The sequence below is a fragment of the Natrialba magadii ATCC 43099 genome (assembly GCF_000025625.1).
Lineage (GTDB): Archaea > Halobacteriota > Halobacteria > Halobacteriales > Natrialbaceae > Natrialba > Natrialba magadii.
The window spans coordinates 2,031,350-2,048,440 of record NC_013922.1 but is presented as its reverse complement, the minus strand read 5'-3'; the positions used below and the strand labels follow the sequence as shown (position 1 = coordinate 2,048,440).

The following is a 17,091-nucleotide window of genomic DNA, read 5'->3' as shown; positions in this document are numbered from 1 at the left end:
AAGTCAGGGGATATATCAACACGAACGTCCGACCAACAACAATCAATCACCACCTGTGCCTGATCCGCACCTTTATTCGGGAAGCCGATCCAACGATACCGCGATGGCTGGCCCAATCCCCGAACTCGAGGACCGCGCACTCGAGTGTGCACAGACACTCTGTGAGGCAGAGCGCGTGTTACTCGCCTCCCACATCGACGCCGACGGACTGACGAGCGCCGCCATCGCGAGCCAGGCGCTCGAACGCGCGGGCATTCCGTTCGAGACCGTTTTCGAAAAACAGCTCGACGCGGCGGCTATCGAGGCTATTGCGGCCACCGAGTACGACACCGTCCTCTTTACTGACTTCGGGAGCGGCCAGCTCGACGAGATCAGCGTCCACGAAGCAGCGGGTGCGTTTACGCCGGTCATCGCGGACCACCACCAGCCCGCCGACGCGGAGACGGACTACCACCTCAACCCGCTTCTGTTCGGTATCAACGGCGCGTCCGAACTTTCGGGCGCTGGCGCGAGTTACGTCCTCGCGCGGGCGCTTGCCGAGGTGTCGGACGAGACGATCATTCCCGACGGTGGCAGCGAAACTGCAGCCCGCGCCGACAACCGCGACCTCGCCGCCCTCGCCATCGTCGGTGCCGTCGGCGACATGCAAGACTCCGACGGCGAACTCCACGGCGCAAACGAACACATCGTCGCCGAAGGCGTCGACGCCGGCGTCGTCGAACCCAGCACCGACCTCGCCCTCTACGGCAAGCAGACCCGCCCACTCCCGAAGCTACTCGAGTACGCCACCGACGTTCGTATCCCGGGCATCTCCGGCAGCGAACGCGGGGTGCTCTCGTTTTTAGACGAGTTGCCACTCGAGTTGCGTCGGCCGGCAGACGCCACTGGCTCCGACGCCGGCGAGTGGCGCCGCTGGGCGGAACTGACCGCCGAGGAGAAACAGACCGTCGCCAGCGCGCTCGTCAAGCGAGCCGTCTCTCGCGGCGTTCCGGCGGGGAAGATCGATCGACTCGTCGGCACTGCCTACGTCCTGTGCGACGAACCTGTCGGCACCGAACTGCGCGACGCCAGCGAGTTTTCCACGCTGCTCAACGCGACCGCACGCTATGAGCGTGCCGACGTTGGCCTGGCAGTCTGTCTCGGTGATCGCGGAGCGGCACTCGAGCAGGCTCGAACCCTGTTACGGAACCACCGGCGTAACCTCTCGAACGGTATCGACCTCGTCACCGAGGAAGGTGTGACACAGACGGACAACCTCCAGTGGTTCCACGCGGAAGACCGCATCCGTGAAACGATCGTTGGAATCGTTGCCGGCATGGCGATGGGCAACGAGGGTATCAGCCGCTCGAAGCCGATCATCGCGTTCGCGGATAAGTCGGGTGATGACGCAGGAGCAGGGATGGACCCGGACCCGGACCCAGACCCGAAGCCAACGGACGACCAGCATCAGGAGGTCAAAGTCTCCGCTCGCGGCACGCACAGTCTGGTTCGGAAGGGGCTCGACCTCTCCGCCGTGATGGGACAGGCCTCACGCGCTGTCGGCGGAGATGGTGGCGGACACGACGTGGCGGCCGGTGCGACCGTCCCGAAAGGGAACGAGGCGGACTTTATTGAGCACGCGGACGAACTCGTCGGCGAGCAGCTCTCGTGAGCAGCGGCGAACAGCTACCGTGAGCAGCGGCGACAGCTACCGTGAGCAGCGGCGACAGCTACCGTGAGCAGCGGCGAACAGCTCTCGTGATCGTCGACGAATAGCTATCGTGACCGATTCATTGACGCCGGCACCGTCGGCACGAGCGGCGCACGCGAGGTCAGCATATAGGCCGACTTGCGAACTGCACCCTTGGCGTACTGAACCGTACTCTTGTGAACCGGCGTTCGCTTCCCGCGAATCTGTGTTCTCCCCTCGAGTATCGCGTCGACGAGGTCGTCGCCGTCGATCTCCGCCTTCGAAGGTGTGTTGCCGGCCGGTTTCGGCGTAACGAGAATCTCAGTATACGCTTTGCCGACGTTCGGGAGATAGTGAGCGTCGCTCGCACCGATCTCGGGATATCCGCGGCGGCGAGCGAACGTCCGCGCTCGGCGGTTGCGATACCCCGTAAAGAGCATCGAGTTGTACGTCTCGATTGCGTCTGCATCCTTGATGTGGCGCTTGCGGACGCCGTGGCGGCTACGCTGAAACGGGTGCGGAACGATTGCAATCCCACCGAATTCGCGGACCGTCTCGACGGTGTCCATAAACGGCCGACCGGGGTCCGGTCGCTCTTCGACCCCGATCGCGAGAAGGTGGCCGTGACGTGTCGAGACTTCGACGCCCGGAATACCGATGAGTCCGTACTCCGGTGCTAACTCCGCCGCACGGAGTGATTCACCGATCTCGTCGTGGTCCGTGATGACGACGCCGTCGAGACCGATATCCGTCGCGTGCTCGAGAATCAGTTCGATCGGTTCGTGGCCGTCGTAGGAGTCGTCCGAGTGGACGTGGAAGTCGATCGTAAAGGGGAGCGGTGTCATAGAGGTCCAGCAGGGGCTACTCCCTGTACCGTCGATGGCGGCATAAGCACTCCGCTAGCACTCAGTTCACGTCCTTCCATTGCAGACGGCCGTGGACTGACACAAGAGAGCGAATCGAGTATCCACAACCAAGGAAACGTCTCCCGACCACCTGTTCGTTAGTGTGTAGAGATTGCAACCGCGGATCGGTCTGAGAGGACGATAGTAAGCCCGTAAAAGACGATTCCGGCGACGACAATTGAACCGCCAGGCGGGAGGTTCGTTCTGATCGAAAACGCTAGCCCGCCGAGAACTGCACCCTGTCCAAACAGGACAGAGAGCAATAACGTTTCCCGGAAGCTGTTGGCAATCTGTGAGGCCGTTGCGACCGGGATAACGAGCATCGCCGCAACGAGAATAACACCGAGGATTTGCATCGCACCGACGACGATGACTGCAGCCATCCCAATTAGCAGCGTGTTGTAACGGTCGACGTTGAGCCGCGCAACGCGGGCAGCCTGCTCGTCGAACGTGATGAACAGCAGTTGCTTGTAGGTGACCGCGACAACGGCAACGACGGCAACGGTGAGTATGGCGACCATCCGCGTGCCTTCGGCAGTGATAATTGCGAGGCTGCCAAAGAGGAACCCCTCGATATTGAGCGACACCGAAGCGAAATCTCGGCTCCAACTGACGAGCAGTGTTCCGATTGCGAAACTCCCGCTGAGGACGATTGCGATGGGGACGTCGCCATAGGCCGCGGTGTGTTCGGTCAACCACTGGAGTACAAGCGCACCGAGTACACTCACGATAAGTGCGACGAACAAGAGAGATCCAGTCCAGCCGGTAACAGCGACGAGTAGTACTCCGATAGCAACACCGGTAAACGCTGTGTGTGCGAGCGTTTCGCCGATAAGGGCCATCTGTCGATGGATCAGAAACGTTCCGATGAGTGGCGCAGCGATCCCGACGAGGACACCCGTTGCGATTACCCGCCACGTGAAGAAGTACTGGAACACGTTCGTTCCCAGGGACGTATCCAGCCACGCTCCGCCAGTCAGGAACAGCCCAAGCAACAACTCCGCGTAGGAGCCAATGACTGCCCACTCCGGTGCGAACCGAAGCCAATCGAGCGTGATGAATCCGAGCATGGCGACGGCGAGGCCAATCGTGACAACCGCACCGACCAGTTCGATCAGCTTGCGCAGTGAGTAGCCGCTCCACTGTTCGAAACGACTGCGACTCCATTCGGCCGGTTCACCGGCAGCAATGGGCCCGTTTTCGTCAGCGCTCATCGCTGAGCGTGTTCAAAGCTCGTTTCCGACTCGAAGCGGTCAGCAAACGAGGCACTCGTGCAGAACGACGGTTCCCCACAGAGACGTGACAGCACGTTTACTCTGCCCCCAGCGCTTTCTCGAGAGACGGAATGTTCACCTCTTCCATCTGTTCGACCCAACCCCACTCCTGCTCGGCCCACTCGTGAGTCGTTCCCTCGGCAGGGCTGAGCGGTTCAGCATCGGTTGCTGAGCTGTTTTCGATGAGCATCTCCGCTGCTGTTGGGAGAACGTCCTCCCCCGGTGTTTCGAACGGATCGTAGAGAATCGTATCGATATCATGTTTCTCGACAATATCGATCATATCGCTAATGTCCTCGAGAGATTCCGCTGCATCAGGTGCAACACCTACCGGGGTGTGTAACTCGAAGCCGTATCGCCGTTCGACGTATCGATACGAGTCGTGAGCGACGAAGACAGCAACGTCGCGCTCTGCGTTCTCGACGAGCGCTTCGAACTGTTGGTCGACCTCATCGAGCCGTTCTTTGTACGCCGCAGCGTTCTCGGCAAACAGCTCGGCATTCTCGGGATCAACTTCTGCAAGGCCATCCGCAATGGTGTCCACAACTCGACTCGCGAGGACCGGATCAACCCATACGTGCGGGTCATGGAACACACCTGCGCCCGCTTCGTCGACCTCGGCAACGACATCGACACTCATCGGTGCCGCATCAGTTTCGTAGACGAGTTCGCCGTCGTGGCGGAGCTGGAAGATAATCTCCGTTTCTCCTGTTTCGAGGCCGATTAGCTCGACGGAATCCCCGTGTGATGCGATATCGAGGACATCGGTTGGCGCAGTGTCAGCTAATCGAGCATCAAACTGGAATTCCTCGTTGGGCCCGAGCGGAACGACCCGTTCTTCCTGATCTCTGAACGCCGCGCTGATCGGGACGCTATCATCGACAGGAACGTCGGGAACGCCGCCGTGCCAGTGATCGATATGCCAGTAGCCAAGCTGGTCGTTCGAGCGGAGGTCGTAGAAGTCGAAGAGGTCTCTCGAGATACTCTCTGGATCGAACCCGTGTTCGTGGTCGGGCTCCGGGAGCGACTCACTGTCACCATCGAACGGAATGAGATACGGATCCATTCCCTCGAGTCCATCGACGACGACAATTTCGTCCTCGTAGTCGCGCTCGAGGTCAGCAACGATGTCCTGTGCCCACGCAAACTCCGGTGTGTCGAGGTAGAGAAATACCTCACTCGAGGCGATTTCCGGGACGAGATTCCCATCAGGCTCCCAGCCGTGTCCCATCTCTCCGGTGTCGACCGGGTTCTCGAACACCATCTCATCGCCAGCAATCTGCGTAGCCCAGTCCCAGAGCGCGAAGAACGAGGCGTATCCGCCATCAGTACCACTCGTTTCGTCAGGTTCGTTCAGACAGCCGGCGAGAGCACCCAGCGCCGCGCCACCCAGAGTGCGTTTCAACACTGACCGTCGTGTCACGTCCATACCGAGGTGTCGAACTCATTACGCAAGAATGTTATTATCCATTCTACTCCTATTAACAATCTATGTGCTGTCAGAAGGAGTTTTTAATAAGTGACTGCCTTCTACGCCTAATCCGCTGCTGGCTATGGAAAGAAACGATGAGCACGAGAACGACTCCCGCCATGGTCACAATACCAAAGCCAGGAACGGAATCATCAGTCTCATCCTCTGCATCCGATTCCGCTTCGGCTGTTTCGTCCGTTTCTACACCATTTTCTTCACCGTCCCCTTCCTCTTCGGGTTCAGGTCCGTCTTCTGATTCTGGGTCCGTTTCCTCGTCTGCTCCGCTCGTCTTTTCGACTGCTGTTGTCACTGATTTGTTGTGGATGGGTGTGCTAATCGTGTGCCGGTATTCTCCTTCTGTCTCTGGTGCACTGACGTTGAAGGGAACGACGCCGGTCTCGTTGCTGGCGAGTTCAATCGTCCGCTCGGTCTCTGGTTCGCCATCGAATGTGTGTGCAACCGCTGCCGTTCCGTTCTTTTCACCGGTATTCACAATCGTCGCTGTTACGTTGAATTGAGTCCCCGGTGGGACGGTCTCAGGAGTATCGACCTCAGTTACCTCAAAACGAGGCTCAGATTCCGTCGAGACGGGAATCGTTTTATTGGTCGTATCTGTGTCACCGTCATCGTTCTCGACTGTCAGTTCGATGTCGATCTCGCCAGGACTATCGAAGGTCGTATTGACCTGTTCGCCGGTCAACTCCGTGTCGGCAACAACCCACTCGTATGCAACGATACCTGCCTCACCGCTCGTAGCGTTGCTGGCGTTTAGCGCCACAGTCTCGTTGACAACCGGTTCCGATGGCTCGACATCGAAGGCTGCCTCGAGTTGCTCTTCTTGATCGTCTTCTCGATCGCTGGCAGGTCCTGTGACGTCGCCATCTTCGGTAACTTCGATATCGAAGACCCCATCGGATGGTGTCTCGACCTCCATGTACCCATCAAGCGATGGACACTCATCTACGTCACCAGTTTCGAGAACGGTTCCGTCGGTGGGCGACAGGTCGGCACCGGCCTGGTAGAAGACCCACGAGTCGAGACCAGGATAGATAGAATGCTCGGTGTTATCAAACCGGATGTACCCTTCGTCACCCTCGTAGGTGACATCCCAGATTACGTGGTCTTCTACAACCACAGGTGCATCGTCAGGTGAGTTGCCCGCTTCAAGCGGTGTGCGCTCGTCGTACTCCCCATGAGTGCATGCATGGTCGTTGTCGATGTCTGTTTCAATGAGGAACTCGACGTTCCCAGAACCGACATCTGCGTCGTCACCGTTGTCTTCATCATCGCCGTTGTCTGCGTCGTCACCCTCGTCTGCGTCGTCACCCTCGTCTGCGTCGTCACCGTTATCTTCATCATCGCCGTCGTCTGGGTCGTCTGGACTGTCGTCGAACGTCCCTGCCGGGAACGTGAGGTCTCGTTCGCTCAGTCCAGGGTCTAGATCGACTGGACTCTCGAGAGCTGCCGGACCGGATGCATTTCCGGCGTGGAACGATACCTCGTCACCTGCAGCACTGTCGAGACTGAGTTTTTCGTCGAAGGTATCAGGGCCACCGTACTCACCTGCGGTTTCGACAGTAATCTGTCCCTCAACCTCTCCCTCAACGACAGCGACGATCGTTGTATCACTGTCTGCAGCGTTCCCATCTTCGTCGATGGCTTCACCGTAGAAACTTGCCGGTGGTCCTGGTGGATCGTCCTGTGCGACTGCAACAGCCATACCACCAGCTGTGGCTACGGATACGACCACGATTGCAACGACGAGTATTCTGAAGTACTTCATGAAAGTGTGAATTGTAGATTTCGGTCAGCTTATTCGTCCGTTCCGTGGAGAATATCCGAACGCTCAACTGGATCGTAGTTCGGTCTGACGATCCCACGGTCGGTTCGGTCGGGATCGTCGACGTACACCCAGTACGTGTCAAATCCAGCGATCGATGCCGATGGATCTAGCTGTGTCCGCTGCTCGTAGTCGAAGATCGTGACACCGTCGGCAGCCGGATCGACGTTCACCAGATCCTTCTCGAGGGTTCGATTTCCATCGTTCTCACCGACTGCGAAGTTGGAACTCGCGAGATGCCATCCGTTGGAGAGGTGGGTGTCACTCGGGGCCGGTCTGCTATCGGTCTCGAATTCGTACCCGAGTCTCGCATCATCTGCTGCCCCGATGTACAATCCGCGGTGCAGGTCATCTGGGTTAGCGATAGTGTCACCGTCGCCGTACTGTGCTCCGAGACTGACGTAACTCTGGTTGTCGGTGTCCCACCGATCGATCGTGTCTACCGATTCAGTGTGCAGGGTTGCCGGCTGGGGAAGCGATGTAGTGGTGAACTCGTTTTCGAGGGAGTGCGCTTCGTGGACGAGTTCGACCTGCGCCTCGGTCTCGGTCTCGACTCCCGCAATCTCGACCGTCGCCGGTCCGGGTTCGACATCGTCGGCGATCGCTTCGGTGTCGATCGTCGCGTCGGAGATTTGGCCGTCGTCGATCGATACGCCGTGCGTTTGAGCGAGTACTGTCCCGTCGCGAACTAGCTGAACCGTTGCCTCGTCGTCATCGATAGTGGCCCCATCTTCGTCGATGAGGCCATCGGCAGCGACCGGCAACGGCTCGTCGTCAGCAACGATACCAGCGAAGTCGTTCTCTGTAGTGGTACTGTTAGCCGAGAGGTTCCTGCTGACCTGGAAGTGAATCTGTCCATCTTCGGGCGTTTCGACTTTGATGTATTCTTCGATGGTGTCGGTCTCGTATGTTCCACCCGAGGGTTGTTCGATCTCGCCGACTTCACCGCGTTCGAGAACCTCTGCGTTAACAGGTTCTACTGAACCATCAGCGGTATAGAAGACGAACGGACCATCAATGATCGTTTCATCCGAGTGAGCGTCGAACGTGACGTAGCCGGCAGTGCCGTCGTACGTTACGTTCCAGTAAACGTGATCCTCCTCTAGTACTGGCCCGTCACCGGGTGCAGCACCAGCGTCGATCGGCGTCCGCGGATCGATTTCACCGTGGAAGGCAGCATGGTCGTGGTCAACTTCTGTTTCTGCAAGAAGTTTGACTCCCTTGGGCGCGTCAATATCGACGCTAGTGACTGGTGTCTCATATTCGACGCCATCCGCGTCGCGGATCTGGAAGGTAACATCGGCCGTAGCGCTCCCTTCACCACCCAGTACGACGCTGTCTCCGCGTTCATCGATGCTCAACAGTTCTTCAGCAGTTTCGTCGGCGGGTTCAACGCCGAGTTCGTAGGGAGAGTCGGGACCGAGCTCGATTTCGTTCCCGTGTTCATCTTCAGCAGAGGCATGAAGAGTAACAGCGATGAAGTTACCGTACCTCTCCTCTCCCGGCTCGTAGACGATGCCGGGCACCTCGCCATCCCATTCGCCGTCATCGACCGAAGCGACTTCCTCTCCGTCCTGGTGGAGTTCAAAGACGCTGACTTCGTCGAATTCGCTCCCATCACCGTCGTTGTGGTTTTCGACCTCGACTGCTATCGAGGGCGTCTCGTACTCGACGTGGTCGTCGTGAACGAGCTGGAACACAACGTCGGTGTGGCCTTCTTCCTCACCCTCGATGTGGACGTGGTCGCCGTGCTCGTCGAAGGTGACGACATCTTCATTAGCTTCGTCGGCAAGTTCAACATCGAGCGAGTATTCCTCGTCGCTCAGGTCGATTTCCTCGCCGTCGGCGGTCTCGATATTCGCACCGAGTGAGATGTGCTCTCCCTCGTCGACATGTGGCAGTTCATCGTGCCAGTGGTCGTCGTGGACGTACGCAGCTACTTCGTCTGTGCTGCGGTCAACGATTTCGACCTCCTCAATTTCGTCACCGACGGCCTCCTCGACGGTCGTGCTGTCGGTGTCGAGTTCGTTCTCCTGACTATCGCTTTCGTACAGCGTTGCGGTAACGTCCTCTCCGTCGTTGAGGTCGAGTCCAGCGTCACCAACGTCAACGGTGAGCGTCTCACCCTCGCCGACTGGGTCGTAGGTTTCCCCGTTATCCTGGCCGTCCTCGACGAGCACGACCCCGTCAGTGAGCTCCGTGTAGTCCGACGTCGTCACGTCGAAGCTCTCGTCGTCAGCGTTGATGTCGTCCTCGACGCTGATTTCGCCGTCAGCGTCGTCGCCATCATCGTGTTCATCACTCGTGAGCTGGAGGTTGAACACACCGTCTTCGGGCGTCTCTACCTCGGCGTAGCTGTCGAGGCCACACTCGGGCACGTCTCCAGTCTCCAGAACCTCGCCGTCAGTGGGCTCTAGGTCACCGTCAGCGTAGTAGAAGACCCACGAGTCGAGGCCAGGGTACACATCGTGCTCAGTATTATCGAACTGAACAAATCCTTCGCCCCCGTCAACGGTGACGTTCCAGATGACGTGATCGTCCGTTACAACAGGTGCATCATCGGGTGAGTCACCCGCATCGAGCGCTGTCCTGTCGTCGTATTCGTCATGTGTACATGCATGATCGTTATCGACGCTTGTTTCGATGAGCAATTCAGGACCCTCAGCCTCTTCGGGCGGAACATCTCCAACAGCGCCGACCCCAGCTGCGAAAGCTGTGCTAGCAAATAACATCACCGCTATCAGAACAACTCCGAGCTTGAGTGCCTGTTCAGCCGACGGATGGGTTTTGTGAGCCATTCTATTAACAAAAGAACCCTTCCTATTCAAGAATGTTATGATGAGACACCATATTAATATAGGTTTCTTATTTCTTTTTCAGTGATATGAGTTTGACAGCTGTAGTCGTCGCCAGGAACCTTTTGGCAGCCAATATCCGAAACTACGGTGAAAATTTGTAAAATGAAGACCTATGGGAACTTCTGGGTGGGACTCCATCCGAGGCCCCAGTCAGACCTTTGATCACCTCGGCCGATCAGGACGAACTCGTCAGTTCGAGTACAATCTGTCCGTCGTCAGGTTCGACCTGAACGTATTCGTCCAGGTCAGCACAGTCATCATCACCAACGGTGTCCCGGTCAACTTCCGTACCGGTAGTAGCAAGCGCTGAACCCTCTGCTGTGTAGAACACGAACGGTCCGTCATACTCGTGTTCGTCTGCATCGAACGCAACGTAACCAGCGTCGCCTTCGTAGGTCACCTCCCAGATCACGTGTGTCTCGTCTTCCGTTGGGGACGTATCAGGCGACTCACCAGCCTCCAGGGGCTCTCGCTCATCAAACTCGGCATGAAGGCACGCGTGGTTGTGATCGATTTTTTCTTCGGCTAGCAACTCCAGAGTGTGCGTTTCTGTATCCGCTTCGTCGTTCGTTTCGTCGGCAGAATCTGATTCGTCATCCGCCCCATCGTTCCCATCGCTCTCCTGGTCTGCCGACGCTGAATCGGAGTCTGGACTGTCCGCAGTATCCGGTTCTTCTTCATCTTCGGGGGTATCATCTGTGCAACCAGCGATGGTTCCCATCACAAGGCCACTAAAACTCGTCGTGAGCGCCTTTCGTCGTGTTAGCTCCATGGCCCTCATTCCGAGAGGTTGTTTAAAATTGTTATTGTCTGCGGTAGTTTTAATACGTCTAAGGGAACATATTCTGGGTGGAGAAAACCAGACAACGGAACGTTTCAGGCAATAGCACTGTTAACTGCCGACCTGCATGCCGACCATCTGCCGGTTCGATACCGCCAGAACGTACGCTGTAGATGCAAACTATTCGGCGGCTCGTTCTCGCCCGATCCCCAACATTTTGTATCGTACCATAGAGTTTACAAGCGGCCGGTAACTGTGACAGAACGAAATTTCTGCGCTAGCTGATCAACTCGAAAAGCCGTTTATGACAGATGACGTTGAGTCTGATCTCCGACAGCGACCCGTGACGGTAACGCCACTCCACTTTCGATCGTTTCCGCCTTCCAGTAGCACATCGAGATGTGCGCTCCAGAGCTGTTCATCCCGGCCCTGCCAGCCGAGGAGCCAGTACCCGCCAAACCAGACACCCGCTCGTGACGGCTCAAGCACAACAAGCCACTCACGCTGGACATCGCACAAAATGCGGAGACGACGTGTTGGTCGTCGGCCAAACTATCAGGCAACGTGCTTGCCATCGAGCAAGACAGTCGATTCAGCGGCGCTGCCACTCAGATCGCGGCTAGCCGTTGGAATAGCAGGTTAGGCGTTCGCGATCAGAGACACGAAACTGAACTGCGGTGGCGCTGGCAGCACAAGGATGCTAGACAGTTTCTCTTCACGGAACGGGCACCGTACGGGTCGTGGCACTCGAGTACGGTCCGTTTCAAAGTGAGAACTGCTGAGAGCACTGCCATTCCTTGGCTGCAACGCACCCTGGCAGGGTGGAGAGAGCCACTGACCGGAATGAGAGATGAGAGTAGGAGCACCGTACACTCAACGAGGATATATTCAATTGTGCTATACAGAACACAGGCCAGGAGGCCCTGCAACGCAAACTCCGGATTACCTGCGCGAAAACCGTCGCTCCGGGACGAGATCGGACACCGAAACGCCACGCAGCGCGTCCACTACCTCGATCGGATCCGCTGGCTGATCGACTGAATCGTGGACACGATGCATGCACTCGAGTAGTCCCTCGACGGCGGCACTGCGGGTGGAGACGCGAGTAATCGCCTCGGAAAGCGAACGGTCGCCAAGCGAGTATCGATAGCGCAGTTCCCAGTAGCAACAGAGACCGAAACCGGGGTGAGAGTCCCCTGCGGGAGTCCGATTGGCGACGAGAACAGTCGGCGACTGATTGTGTCGGTAGGCAAAGTGGCCATCATCGTACTCAGATGGCCCCCATTCCGGTGGGAGCTGTTCCCATGGAATAGGATGGTGGTCGCGGGACATAGATGGGTATCGTTACCGCTACTTGACGGCGTGTCCGTTCGCCTTGCATACGCACCCTGCTCTAGAGGCCCACCGTACGGTATCAGCTCGCGCGACAGTCTCTCGGCGAACACTCGCAGAGCGGGACTGATCGTCCGACTTTTGTCCTCGCTCGCCCGTAGAGCCAGTATGGCACATACGAACACCGAGTTCGATCCCGAGAAGTTCGAGGACAAGTACGCGAACTACTTCCCCGAACTGCAGCAGGCCTACAAAAACGCGTTCAACCGGATGAACGACCAGTACGACTCCGAACTGGTGCACGCAATCGACCAGCAAGTGCTGAACGAAAGCGAGCCGTTCTACGTGGGCAACGAGAACGACACCGACGGCGAGTTCCGCGTTGAGCTCCCGGAGGAACCCTACGGCCGGCTCACTGGTGTCGTTGTCGAACAGGAGCGATTCGAGGAAGTACTCGAGATCCACGTCGGAGAGATCGAGACCGAACTCGAGCGTGTGTTCGGTCTGGCCTGAGTCAGGGACTGACTCGTAAAACAACCTGAACAACGAGCTATCCGGGTTCCGAGTGGGGATGAGACGGGATACCGATGATCGCCAGCGGGAAACGACGGAAGGTTTAGGGAGGTTCGCCCCCAACGCCGATACATGAGTACCGAAACCCAGGGCGGAGACGATCTCGAGGACCGCGTTGCAAACTTCCTGCGACGAAACTTCCCACAGATCCAGATGCACGGCGGCAGCGCAGCAATTCAGGAACTCGACCGCGAGAGCGGTGAGGTCACCATCGCACTCGGTGGCGCCTGCAGTGGCTGTGGCATCTCCCCGATGACAATTCAGGCAATCAAGAGCCGCATGGTCAAGGAAATCCCCGAGATCGAGAAGGTCAACGCACACACCGGCATGGACGGCGGTGGCGACATGGGCGGTGGCATGAGTCCTTCCTTCCCCGGCGAAACCGTCGACGACGACGGCGAAGCCGACGAAGGTCCGGAAGCACCCTTCTAACGCGCCGTCCGCCTCGGAGTGGGTTCGTCACGTCGACTCGAGACGGCGAGACGGGCAACGATTCACTGATTCCGACGGCTACAGACGACAAGCGTACGTTCTACAGATGAATTCCGTGGTTAGGGCTAACCATGTGTCCATCCCCCGTCAGCAGCGCCAGCAGTCGCTAGTCTGATCGAGCACCGCTCCCTCGCTCCCACGTCCGGACCAGCGTCGTGAGAACTCGATTCGTCGGTACGTCCACCCCAAGCGCTGCCGCTTGATCCACCACGTAGCCGTTGATCGAGTCGATTTCAGTCCGTCGCCCCGCAGCGACGTCCTGGGCCATCGACGACGTGTTCGCAGCCGTCTCTGTCGCCACGTTGTCCATTGCCGCAACCGCATCCCGTTCACGAAGTGAAACCCCCGCAGCCTGTGCAACCCGTGCCGTCTCACGGGCTGCTTCCCTTGCCAGTTCGCCAGCAGGGCCGGACGTAACGGCCTCGTTCGTTGTTCCCGTAAGTGCCGTTACCGGATTGATGCCCGCGTTAATCGCGAGTTTCGTCCACAGCCGTCGCGACATGTCGTCCGCGACGACCGTCTCGAGTCCCGCCCGCTCGAATGCTGCCTCGATGCTCGTCGCGCGGGTACTCGAGTTGGAACCGTTCCCGGTTGATCCCTCCTCGAGCGAGCCGAGTACGATCTTGCCGGGTCCGGTACACTCGACGACACCCGGTTCCTGAAGAACCGCGCCGTACGTCGCTGTTCCCGCCAGAACCGGCGCATCGATCGCAGCGGCGAGTGTCTCCTCGTTCCCCATCCCGTTTTGCAACGAGAGGACAGTGTCGAACGCGCCAGTCGCGAGCGTCTCGGCTGCAGCGGGCGTATCGAAGGACTTGACCGTCACGATCGCGAGGTCGGCCTCGAGATTTCTGCCGTCCGTCGTCGCGTCGGGCGTAACCGTTTGGCCGAACTCACCACTGAGTTGGAGCCCGGATGCACGGATTGTGCTCGCGTGTGGCTCGCGTGCGACGAGCGTCACCGTGTGTTCGTCGACTCGGGTGAGTGTGCCACCGACGAGACTGCCGAGACTACCGGCTCCGAAGACCACGACCTCCATTATGCAAATGGCGGGTCGCCAGCGCGATAAACTGCTAGTCTTCCGTCCAGACCGCACTTCCAAAGTCCAGATCGAGTTACTCTGTCGCCATCGGTCGAAGACACGCTCGAAGGGATACAAAGTCGAGACGACGGCCTGGACGGTGTGGACGGGTCGATATCGGTGCTTCGATACAGGCAGCTCTGCAGGCCATAAATCGTATATCGAGATATAGAATCAGGTGCAGACGACAGTGCGTCAGCGCCTACCGCTGAGAGTCCGACTCATCAGGGAAAATCTTCCCCGGGTTGAGAATTCCGTTCGGGTCGAACGTCGACTTGATCGAGCGCATCGTGGCGACCAGTGCCTCGTCGTGCTCGGTCGGAACGTACTCCCGCTTTCCAATGCCGATGCCGTGTTCCCCGGTCGCAGTTCCCCCCATTTCGACTGCACGAGCGACGATCTGCTTGGACACGTCCTGCCCGGTCGAGACCATCGCCGGATCGTCAGGATCTACCATCACGAAGTAGTGGATGTTCCCATCACCAGCGTGCCCGAAGCAAGGAATCATGATGTCGTGTTCCTCGCCAAGCGTTTTGATGTAGTCGACGATATCGGGCAACCGGTCGATCGGAACGGTGACGTCGCCGGGGGTGAGCGGCGAGAGGTCAGGGTCGTACGGCTCAACCGCGTCGGCCAGTTCGCGGCGCGCTTCCCAGAGCGCCGCCATCTCCTGATCCTGTTCGGCGATTTCGAACGAGTCGATGTCGTGTGCGTCGAACACCGTCCGGCAGAAGTCGACTTCGGCTTCGATGTGCTGATTCGCGTGGAACTCGAGAAAGACCATCGGCGAGTTGGGGAGATCGGTATCGAGTCGTGTGTTTGCAATCTCGGCACTGAGTGAGTCGATCAGTTCGATCTTGGCCACGTCGACGCCCGAACGGATGGCGTCGAACACGGCGTCAGCAGCGTCGTGCAGATTCGAAAAGGTTGCGCGGCCAGCCCAGATCTGTTCGGGTCGGCCGGTCAAGCGAAGCGTGAGACGGGTGACGACCGCGAGGGTACCCTCGCTCCCGACGAGGAGATCGAGAACGTTGTACCCCGAGGAAGTCTTTGCTGCCTTGCTCCCAACTGTGAGTACCTCGCCAGAGGGGAGCACAGCCTCGGCCTCGAGCAGCCAATCTGCGACTTCACCGTACTTCACCGTCTTCATGCCGGAGGCGTCGTTTGCGATCATTCCGCCGATCGTGGATATCTTCCCGGAGGACGGAAGCGACGGAAGGATCAGTCCGTGATTTTCGAGTGCGGCGTTGATCTCGTCGCCGTAGATTCCGGGTCCAACATCGATCTGCAGCGCATCCGGCCGGATATCGTGTATTGCGTCCATCCGAGTCAGGTCGAGGCTAATGCCGCCGTGCAGTGGAACGGCGTTTCCTTCGAGGCTCGTCCCGGCCGCGTACGGTGTCACTGGGATCCCCGCATCGTTTGCCGCTGCGAGAACGGCCGAAACGTCGGCAGTGCTTTCGGGCCAGATGACGACGTCCGGATAGACGCCGTCTTCCTCGTCAGTCCCCCAGTCGTGGGACCGTTCGAATCGATCCGCATCGGTGAACGAATACTGTCCGGGATCCAGTTCCTCACAGATCTGTTCCAAACGTTCTGACATGCATAATAATTCGAATATGCTCCATTAAACGTGGTGATGCGGACAATTTGAGAAACGAAGTGACACTGAAGTGTGACTATCGATGTTGAAAACGGAAACCGAACGTCAGTCGCCGATAGCGTCAGTCGTCGCCTCGTAGAGCGTTTCGTCGTCCTGACTGGCGTAGTAGGACGCCACTGCAGGACCTGCGATCTGATGGAGTACGACCGCGACGGCGGGAACCAGTGACGCGAGCGGTGAAAAGAACGTAGCGGCGATTGCGACTGCCAGCGCGCTGTTTTGCATCCCAACCTCGAACGAGAGCGCACGCGAGCGCGCATCAGACATATTCGTGAGATAGCCGGTGCCGTACCCCGACGCGAGGCCGATCGCGTGGTGGATCAGGACAGCGAGAATCACAATACCGCTCGCTGTGAGGAGATTATCGACAGTCCCGCCGATGACGGCAGCAACGATCGTCACGATTGCAAGCACGCTGATCGCTGGGAACACCGTCAGCCCCGCTTCTGCGGCCCGCGGTGCACGTTTGTCGAGAGCACGGCGAAGGATAATGCCGAGAATAACCGGAATCACGACGATGAGAACGATTTCCTGGAACATCTCACCGAAGGTGACGTTGATCTGTTCGCCGACGAAGAGGATAATCCAGGCGGGCATCACGATCGGTGCCGCGAGCGTCGTCACCGACGTCACCGTCACCGAGAGCGCCACGTCCCCCTTGCCGAGATAAGTGTACACGTTCGATGCTGTCCCACCCGGTGCTGCACCGAGGAGAATAAGCCCAATTCCAATCTCTGCCGGAAGCGAGAGGAAGACGACCAGCGCGTACGCAGAAATAGGCATGATGACCCACTGAGCGACCGCTCCAAGAACGACGTCCCGTGGTCGCTCGAGAATCCGTCTGAAGTCTTCGATGGTAAGCGTCATCCCCATCCCCAGCATTACGATCGCTAACAGGTAGGAGATGTAATCACCAAGCCAGGCGAAACTCTCTGGCTGTGCAAATGCTAACACCGCCGCAATAATCACCCAGAGAACGAAGAACTTCGTCACGAGTTGGCTGCCCTTCTTCACTCCATCCATTGTCGTCATTGCGTGACTATAACACAATCAAACATCCAAATAAGTACCGGATGAGGTTGTAGTTGGTTGGAATTATCCCCGCTAACATAGGACCAGGTATTAGAAAAGGCGACCTGAACGGACATAGGC

The 17,091-nt window shown here is 58.2% G+C and carries 13 protein-coding genes; 3 read left to right on the top strand and 10 right to left on the bottom strand.

Going from position 1 to position 17,091, the window contains the following annotated elements:
• Positions 1-103: 103 nt before the first annotated feature.
• On the top strand, positions 104-1,651 hold the full coding sequence (locus tag NMAG_RS09595; protein ID WP_004267445.1) for a DHH family phosphoesterase: 1,548 nt from the start codon (positions 104-106) through the stop codon (positions 1,649-1,651).
• Between the two features lie 104 nt (positions 1,652-1,755).
• Here NMAG_RS09595 and NMAG_RS09590 read toward each other — a convergent pair whose 3' ends face one another.
• The 7 genes from NMAG_RS09590 to NMAG_RS20915 all read right to left on the bottom strand — a co-directional run bounded on the left by NMAG_RS09590 (position 1,756) and on the right by NMAG_RS20915 (position 12,130).
• Positions 1,756-2,514 (bottom strand): PHP-associated domain-containing protein, encoded by a 759-nt coding sequence (locus NMAG_RS09590; protein WP_004267446.1) that lies wholly within the window; start codon positions 2,512-2,514, stop codon positions 1,756-1,758.
• A gap of 158 nt (positions 2,515-2,672) precedes the next feature.
• Entirely contained in the window at positions 2,673-3,788 is a 1,116-nt protein-coding gene (locus NMAG_RS09585; RefSeq protein WP_004267447.1) for a metal ABC transporter permease, read from the bottom strand.
• 97 nt (positions 3,789-3,885) lie between these two features.
• Entirely contained in the window at positions 3,886-5,277 is a 1,392-nt protein-coding gene (locus NMAG_RS09580) for a metal ABC transporter substrate-binding protein (protein WP_004267448.1), read from the bottom strand.
• A gap of 70 nt (positions 5,278-5,347) precedes the next feature.
• Complete coding sequence (locus tag NMAG_RS09575; protein ID WP_237076779.1) at positions 5,348-7,039, bottom strand: PKD domain-containing protein; 1,692 nt, start codon at positions 7,037-7,039, stop codon at positions 5,348-5,350.
• A 92-nt stretch (positions 7,040-7,131) separates the two neighbouring features.
• A complete protein-coding gene (locus NMAG_RS09570) occupies positions 7,132-9,891 on the bottom strand; it encodes a hypothetical protein (RefSeq protein WP_004267450.1) in 2,760 nt (919 codons plus the stop codon).
• 301 nt (positions 9,892-10,192) lie between these two features.
• Positions 10,193-10,738, bottom strand: coding sequence for a hypothetical protein (locus NMAG_RS09565; RefSeq protein WP_004267451.1), 546 nt, complete (start codon positions 10,736-10,738; stop codon positions 10,193-10,195).
• A gap of 1,002 nt (positions 10,739-11,740) precedes the next feature.
• A complete protein-coding gene (locus tag NMAG_RS20915; RefSeq protein WP_004267452.1) occupies positions 11,741-12,130 on the bottom strand; it encodes a hypothetical protein in 390 nt (129 codons plus the stop codon).
• 168 nt (positions 12,131-12,298) lie between these two features.
• Here NMAG_RS20915 and NMAG_RS09560 point away from each other — a divergent pair, with 168 nt between their 5' ends.
• Positions 12,299-12,643, top strand: a complete 345-nt coding sequence (locus tag NMAG_RS09560) for a DUF5783 family protein (protein WP_004267453.1) — start codon at positions 12,299-12,301, stop codon at positions 12,641-12,643.
• A gap of 132 nt (positions 12,644-12,775) precedes the next feature.
• Entirely contained in the window at positions 12,776-13,135 is a 360-nt protein-coding gene (locus tag NMAG_RS09555) for a NifU family protein (RefSeq protein ID WP_004267454.1), read from the top strand.
• A 166-nt stretch (positions 13,136-13,301) separates the two neighbouring features.
• Here NMAG_RS09555 and NMAG_RS09550 read toward each other — a convergent pair whose 3' ends face one another.
• The 3 genes from NMAG_RS09550 to NMAG_RS09540 all read right to left on the bottom strand — a co-directional run bounded on the left by NMAG_RS09550 (position 13,302) and on the right by NMAG_RS09540 (position 16,971).
• On the bottom strand, positions 13,302-14,234 hold the full coding sequence (locus tag NMAG_RS09550) for a ketopantoate reductase family protein (RefSeq protein ID WP_004267455.1): 933 nt from the start codon (positions 14,232-14,234) through the stop codon (positions 13,302-13,304).
• Positions 14,235-14,478: 244 nt separating this feature from the next.
• Entirely contained in the window at positions 14,479-15,879 is a 1,401-nt protein-coding gene (locus NMAG_RS09545) for an FAD-binding oxidoreductase (RefSeq protein WP_012996614.1), read from the bottom strand.
• 105 nt (positions 15,880-15,984) lie between these two features.
• Positions 15,985-16,971 (bottom strand): bile acid:sodium symporter family protein, encoded by a 987-nt coding sequence (locus NMAG_RS09540; protein WP_004267457.1) that lies wholly within the window; start codon positions 16,969-16,971, stop codon positions 15,985-15,987.
• Positions 16,972-17,091 lie beyond the last annotated feature (120 nt).

Coding starts and splice junctions, on each gene's coding strand:
- NMAG_RS09555 (WP_004267454.1), top strand. CDS start 12,776: ATGAGTACCGAAACCCAGGGCGGAGACGATCTCGAGGACCGCGTTGCA.
- NMAG_RS09540 (WP_004267457.1), bottom strand. CDS start 16,971: ATGACGACAATGGATGGAGTGAAGAAGGGCAGCCAACTCGTGACGAAG.
- NMAG_RS09565 (WP_004267451.1), bottom strand. CDS start 10,738: ATGGGAACCATCGCTGGTTGCACAGATGATACCCCCGAAGATGAAGAA.
- NMAG_RS09580 (WP_004267448.1), bottom strand. CDS start 5,277: ATGGACGTGACACGACGGTCAGTGTTGAAACGCACTCTGGGTGGCGCG.
- NMAG_RS09590 (WP_004267446.1), bottom strand. CDS start 2,514: ATGACACCGCTCCCCTTTACGATCGACTTCCACGTCCACTCGGACGAC.
- NMAG_RS09585 (WP_004267447.1), bottom strand. CDS start 3,788: ATGAGCGCTGACGAAAACGGGCCCATTGCTGCCGGTGAACCGGCCGAA.
- NMAG_RS09575 (WP_237076779.1), bottom strand. CDS start 7,039: ATGGCTGTTGCAGTCGCACAGGACGATCCACCAGGACCACCGGCAAGT.
- NMAG_RS09550 (WP_004267455.1), bottom strand. CDS start 14,234: ATGGAGGTCGTGGTCTTCGGAGCCGGTAGTCTCGGCAGTCTCGTCGGT.
- NMAG_RS09545 (WP_012996614.1), bottom strand. CDS start 15,879: ATGTCAGAACGTTTGGAACAGATCTGTGAGGAACTGGATCCCGGACAG.
- NMAG_RS09560 (WP_004267453.1), top strand. CDS start 12,299: ATGGCACATACGAACACCGAGTTCGATCCCGAGAAGTTCGAGGACAAG.
- NMAG_RS20915 (WP_004267452.1), bottom strand. CDS start 12,130: ATGTCCCGCGACCACCATCCTATTCCATGGGAACAGCTCCCACCGGAA.
- NMAG_RS09570 (WP_004267450.1), bottom strand. CDS start 9,891: ATGTTATTTGCTAGCACAGCTTTCGCAGCTGGGGTCGGCGCTGTTGGA.
- NMAG_RS09595 (WP_004267445.1), top strand. CDS start 104: ATGGCTGGCCCAATCCCCGAACTCGAGGACCGCGCACTCGAGTGTGCA.